Here is a 6,209-nt window from a genome sequence, read left to right as displayed (position 1 = left end):
AATCCCTGGACTTTTTCCCTGAAAATTAGGTAATTTACCCGATGAAAATGGGTAAAACCCCACACCCCACACCCCACACCCTACACCCTGCCCCTAGGAAAAACTTTTTCAGCAGACCCCAATTACACGGCAGCAATTATCTCTTGATCATTTCTATCAAAACCCCTAAGTCTTCAGCGTCTAACCCCTCGATAATCCTATTAACAATTAGTTCGGAAAAATCCTCACAGGAGTTGACTAGACAGGGTTTTAGCAATCAGATGTACTGCATTTCAACTGCCTATTGAGAATTTTAGTACAGTGGCTGCTCCCAATCTTTCCAACAACGGTGAACAGTTACTGTTCATCCCTCAATACACTTGCTCCCAGAGCTTCTAGGGTTTCTTGCAGCATTTCAGCGCGAGATACATTACCCTGATCTTTCAATAATTGTAGGCCTTTTTGCCAAATCTCGATCGCCTCATTATAACTACCGAAAACTATATAAGCAACCCCTAGATTTTGGTAAATAGCGGGATTATCGGGGTTTAACTTGAGAGCTTTTTTATAAGCTTTAATCGATTCTGGTAGCCGATGCAGTTGTTTGAGAACCAGTCCTAAATTATAGTAACCATCGGCATAGCTAGGATCAATTTCTACGGTTTTCTCAAAGACAGATAAGGCAGCTTCGTAGTTTTCTGCTTCGTACAATAACCCACCGAAATTATTATAAGCACCCAGTTTTAATTTATCTAAAATTGGCTGCTTAATCGCTTTAACAAAATGATCGGCTGATTGCTTAAATTCCTCCACTGAATAATAATAATTAGCGAGATGATAATATAACTCGTATAAAATATGCGGATTAGAGCCATGGCATTTTAAACCGTGTTTGAGCAGCTTAAAACCCTCTTTATCCCTGCCAATCTTTAGATATAAGCCTCCCAATTTACTACACACATAGGGATCGTGGGGATGTTGCTGATAAAAACCCTCCATCGCTTTTCTTGCCCGTTCAAACTTATCTAAGCTGGCTATTTTATCGACGGTGTAACCGTAGTGAAAGATAGCAATTTCTGGCAGTTCAACTATTTTCCAATCAGGCTCTTTTTTTAATAAAATGGCCACATTATCATCAATAATTGAGTGATAGGGTCGGGTAAAAGTGACCTGAGGATGTCGGCGAAATAGCCGCGAAATTAGAGAATAGGGTGATTGTACGGCTCCGATTTCATGGCGGATTAAATTAATCACTAAATTTTCCTCTTTTTCCATTGCCCGACGCATTTTCGGTACGATAGCGGCATTTAATTCCTCATCAGCATCAAGGACTAAAATCCAATCGCCAGTAACATATTTTAAAGCCTCATTTCTGGCATCGGAAAAATTACCCCGCCAATCGTAGCTAGGAACTATGGCACCGTAACTTTGAGCAATAGCAATCGTATCATCGGTCGAACCCGTATCCATAACGATCATCTCATCCACCACCCCTTTAACGCTATCCAAACAGCGCCGGAGATTTTCGGCTTCATTTTTGACAATCATACAGAGACTAAGTTTAGGCATAACTTTACTCACTCTAGCGGTCAATCTTGAGGGATAGCGGCTAATCAATAACCCACTGATTAGCGCTCACCGATTATCGATCATCCTCTGAGTCTACCTTAAACCGTTCTACCGAAGAAAGCAGCTCCCGGGAGATACTCACCAATTTTTGCAGAGAACCCGCCACCCGTTGGGATTCTTGGGAAGTTTCCTGAGCGGTTAACTCCACCGACTGCATAACTTGGGCGACATTGAGGGAATTTTCCCGTTGTTTAACCGTATCGGCGGTAATCGATCGCACCAGCGTATCGATACGATTAGAAACTTGGATAATATCTTCTAGGGACTTCTTCGCCTGTTCCGAGCGCTCGGTGACATCGATAACCTGTTGAATCCCTTCCTCCATCGCCGTCATTACCGAACCCGTTTCCGATTGGATATGTAAAACGATCTGTTCAATTTCCTTAAGCGATTTAGCGGCTCTATCGGCCAACTGACGCACCTCATCGGCCACAACCGCAAAACCGCGGCCCGCCTCTCCTGCTCGCGCCGCTTGAATCGAGGCATTAAGAGCCAATAAATTGGTCCGCGAGGCAATCTGAGAGACTACCGCGACAATTTTCGAGATTTCCTGGGAAGCTTCCGCCAAACGCTTGACTTTTCGCGCCGTTTCTGATACGGTCTCGCGGATTTGTAGAATTCCCGCCACGGTTCTTTCCACGGAATCGCCCCCCTTCAGGGCGGTAATCGAGGAAGTGCGAGCGACTTCTTCGGCTTCTCTGGCGTTTTCTGCCACCCGTTGAATTGAGTCGGTCATCATCTGTACCGAATTAAGGGTGACGGCCAATTCCTCCGCCATCCGCAGGGCATCGCTAGACTGATTGCGGGCGAAAGATTCACTATTGGTACTGCCTTGATTCACCTGTTTTGCCGCTTTTTTCACCTGTCGGACAATTTCGCGCAGGTTTTGGATAGTCAAATTAAAAGCATCGGCCACCGCCCCTAAAACATCGGCGCTTACCTCCGCTTCCACGGTCAGATCTCCCCGAGCCGCTCCTTCCACATCATCGAGAAGTCGAATCACTTGCCGTTGTAAGTCTTCCCGTTCCCGTTCCGTTTCGGCGGCGCGGCGTTGGGCTTCCGTGGTGGTAACTACCACCACCCGAGCCATCTGATTGAAACGATTGGCCAGTTGACCGAATTCATCTTCCGAGTAGATCGTCGCTTTAGCGTTAAAATTACCTTCCGAGAGATGCTCGAATTGGCTTTGCAGATCGTTGAGACTGCGCTTAATCTGACTAATTAGCAACTGTAAACCTAGCCAAGTCAGGGCCATGGTTCCCAGTCCGGTTAATAACATCATGGTTAGTACCGGTTGACTGAAGGGGGAAAGACTGGCTGAGGCTGGCGGTTTCGGGGCCGGTTTGGGGGCAACCCTTTCGGTTTTTGCCTGGCTATTCGGGGCTGGTTTGGCAGCCAAGAGCGTAGAAAGCCAAGAGGTGGTACTAACGGCAAAAATTATGATCACAGGGGTAATACCCGCTAAAGCCGCTAGGATTAGTTGTTTTTTGCCTAAAGAAGCGTTGACAAAAAAGCCTAATTTGCCCGGATTGACTTCCACCACTGGCTTGAGCAAGCGCTCGGAGGCATGGGTAAGATGACTATCTCTTTTGTCATTGGGGGTTTTTAGACGAGAAGGATTAAAACTAGGCTCTCCCACACCAGAACTGGCATTAAGGCGCGCACTGGGTTCGGGGAGAAAACCACCACTTAAAGCTTCCCCCCCCGAAGGGGTAAATAGCTCCCAGTCCCCCAGTCCTTGAACCGTATCCGTCAGAGCCAGTGGGGAAAAACCGTCTAAATCCTCATCATTGAGTTCTGGTTCCCCAAAATCTCCGGTTTCGTCTTCCTCGTCTCTTTTTTGAGTGACTCTGCCCTGATTAGGGCCAGTTTTTGCCCCTTGTGGGTAGGTCGATTCCGGGTCAATGGCAAAAGTGCTTTCTTCTAGGGTATCCCTATAGGATAACTCCTGATCTCTACCGGTGAGGGGATTTCCCCCCAGAGCAGAGGAAACCATAAAAGTGGCTTCTCCCGTTGACCCTAACTCACCGTCCCACCCTTCCTCCAGCGAGTCAATCTCCGCCGCTTCTAAAAAGGGGAAAGGGGCTTCCCCCTCCGCCGAATCCCTAGACCACTGGGAACCGTGAGAGCCAGGGCCCGGCAGGGTAAGGGAACTAAAGGCGGTTTCCTCCGATTCCTCAAAATCATCGTCATAGGAATGGACTTTACTTACCGTAGGCTCGCTGGGATCCTCCTCATTGAAAAGACTACTATTCCAATCCAGCCCTTTTTTTTGTCCATCGGGGTCAGCCCCTGGCGAATTCCAGGAGCGAGAATGGTTAAAACCTTGACCTAGATCGAAAGCTGCCTCGCTGTAGGCAATGCTTTCCGTAGCAGCGATCGTAAAATCTCCCTCCTCGGCTTCAAAACGCAATTGCCGAATCTGATCGAGACCACGCTGGGCATAATCGACTAGATCGGAGCTATTGGGAGAATTTTTAGCCAATTGCAGCACTTTTTCGTAACGTTCCTCCGCCAATCTGTATTGTTGTAGTCCTAGATGAATGTGACCCTGTAAAAGCATGACATTGGCATCCTCGGGATACTTGCTGATCATCTCTTTGACAATGACGGCGGCATCTGAGAGGTTGCCCTGGCAATAGGCGGTGTTAGCCTTTCTATAAAGTTTTGCGTATTCTTTCCCTGACGGCATTTGCCCCTCCCCTAGTAAAGTTAAATGAAGTAGTTAGTAGTTTCAAGAAAGAATTCCTATAAATCCTATTCTGCTATTTTTTTCAGGTTTTAAGCCGCCCAACGGGCAGAACGGAGTATGGCCAGATGATCGAGTAGTCTTAAGGTTTTTTTTGATTCTTGGCCCAGAATCCACTCTCCCTGCACATAGAGGGCGATCTGATCGGGAATACTGGCCGCACTACCTAGTTTATCTTGGTCGAGCCATTCCATATCTCCCAAACGTTCCACCGCTAAACCGAGGATCGTTTCCTCTTCTTTGAGCGCAATTATGGGAATTTCGGCTCGATCGGTGTTTAAGCGGCTGCTATCCCCCAAAAATTGCCCGAGATCCGCCACCCAGATCACTTGACCCCGGAGATTGATCGTGCCGAGGAGCAAGGGTGAAGCATTGGGAATCGGGGTAATGCGATCGAGTGGTTGCTGTATTACCTCGCAAATTCCCACGGCACTAAGGGCAAACTCGTCCTGAGAGGGTAGATAAAATCGCAAGTACAGTTCACCGACGGGAGTTTGTAATTCCTGATTGTCGGGGGCGATATTTTGAGCGTTACCAGCAAAAAAATCGGCGTTGTTAAGCATGAGTTTAGTTCTCTTGCAACTAATAATTCGGGCGGCGTTTTTAGCTCTCTTGACCTATGTCATCGCTAGACTGTCCCCGGTGAGGGCGATTTTATCGGCGCAACAGTTGTTTAATGGTATAAATGAACTCAATCGGTTCAAAGGGCTTGACAATGTAGGCATCGGCTCCGATTTTCATGCCCCAATAGCGATCAAAGACTTCCCCTTTCAAGGAACAAATGACCACTGGGACATTTTTGGTTTTTGGATCCGACTTGAGACGACGACACACCTCATAACCATTCATGCGGGGCATGACGATATCGAGGACGACGAGATCCGGATTGGCTCTCTGAATATGTTCGAGGGCTTCCACCCCATCCGTGGCGATCGTGACCTTAATGCCGCTATTGCGGAGTAGATCACAGATCAGTTCCCTTTGCGTTTGGCTGTCTTCTACCAGCAATATTTCGCTCATAACTACCTACCTAGCTAGGCTGCCAAGAACAACAATGGCAAAAGATGCCCGACAATAGTCCCCGTTGACCGGATGCTCCGAAATTTCTCTCATTTTTGCCTCCAACGCAATCTGAAATTTATCAGGGGTTTCCCTCTACACAAGGACTTGATTCACCCTTTCGGGTTTCATCTCTATAGTTCCCAATTCCACCGTTAAAAACCACCGGCCAAGAGATTTTTTTTCGGGTTTGGGGGTTGGGTGTGAGGTTTTGGGGTGTTGGGATTTAGGATTTTAGGCTTTTAGTTGAAATTCCTCAGTAAAATACTGCGAATCTCGATCTCATTGCAGCTTCCTTCCATAATTTCTCGGAATCTCCCCCAATAGACCCTATTTCTTTTAGTCTAGGACAAGCATTTATCTTACTTGTGAGGTACAAAGTCTCGGGTTTTGGGGAAGGCTGGAACTGGGGAAGGCTGCAGCAGTAGCTGGTCGTCTGGGGATGATGCCCAATGCCGTCATACTTCATCTTGATGAGAAACGCTCTCTTACACCAAATCCGTTTTTAATAGTGTGATTAACTCTCAAGTTATCAATTGTTTCTCCCTGCTCCCCACTCCGCAGCTCCGGCACTCCCTTCTCCCCACACCCCGCTCTCCTCTTTTAAACAGGATTTAGTATTACCTCCTCTTGTCACTAATAATAAATCTGATAAGCTAATTATGTAACATATTTTGGCTCTTCGGGAATTGTTATGCAAATAATTAACTTAAAATAAAATTCGATGAGAGCGCCTACGCTCAAAAGTAGCTGAAATCCATACAGGGAAGGACTTAAGGCACAAACAGGTTAA

4 protein-coding genes are annotated in these 6,209 nt (G+C 46.9%); all 4 read right to left on the bottom strand.

The window, feature by feature from the left end:
* Window positions 1–336: 336 nt before the first annotated feature.
* A complete protein-coding gene (locus EWV68_RS18410) occupies window positions 337–1,548 on the bottom strand; it encodes a glycosyltransferase (protein WP_061433350.1) in 1,212 nt (403 codons plus the stop codon).
* Window positions 1,549–1,621: 73 nt separating this feature from the next.
* On the bottom strand, window positions 1,622–4,300 hold the full coding sequence (locus EWV68_RS18405; RefSeq protein ID WP_287170651.1) for a methyl-accepting chemotaxis protein: 2,679 nt from the start codon (window positions 4,298–4,300) through the stop codon (window positions 1,622–1,624).
* Window positions 4,301–4,389: 89 nt separating this feature from the next.
* Window positions 4,390–4,920, bottom strand: coding sequence for a chemotaxis protein CheW (locus tag EWV68_RS18400; protein WP_061433348.1), 531 nt, complete (start codon window positions 4,918–4,920; stop codon window positions 4,390–4,392).
* 91 nt (window positions 4,921–5,011) lie between these two features.
* Window positions 5,012–5,377 carry a response regulator transcription factor gene (locus EWV68_RS18395; RefSeq protein ID WP_002798118.1) on the bottom strand — a complete coding sequence of 122 codons (366 nt, stop codon included), beginning with the start codon at window positions 5,375–5,377 and terminating at the stop codon, window positions 5,012–5,014.
* Window positions 5,378–6,209: the final 832 nt, after the last annotated feature.

It is taken from the genome of Microcystis sp. M_QC_C_20170808_M9Col, assembly GCF_007095495.1.
GTDB lineage: Bacteria > Cyanobacteriota > Cyanobacteriia > Cyanobacteriales > Microcystaceae > Microcystis > Microcystis aeruginosa.
The sequence above is the reverse complement of the archived record's forward strand: the minus strand, read 5'-3'. Positions and strand labels throughout refer to the sequence as shown.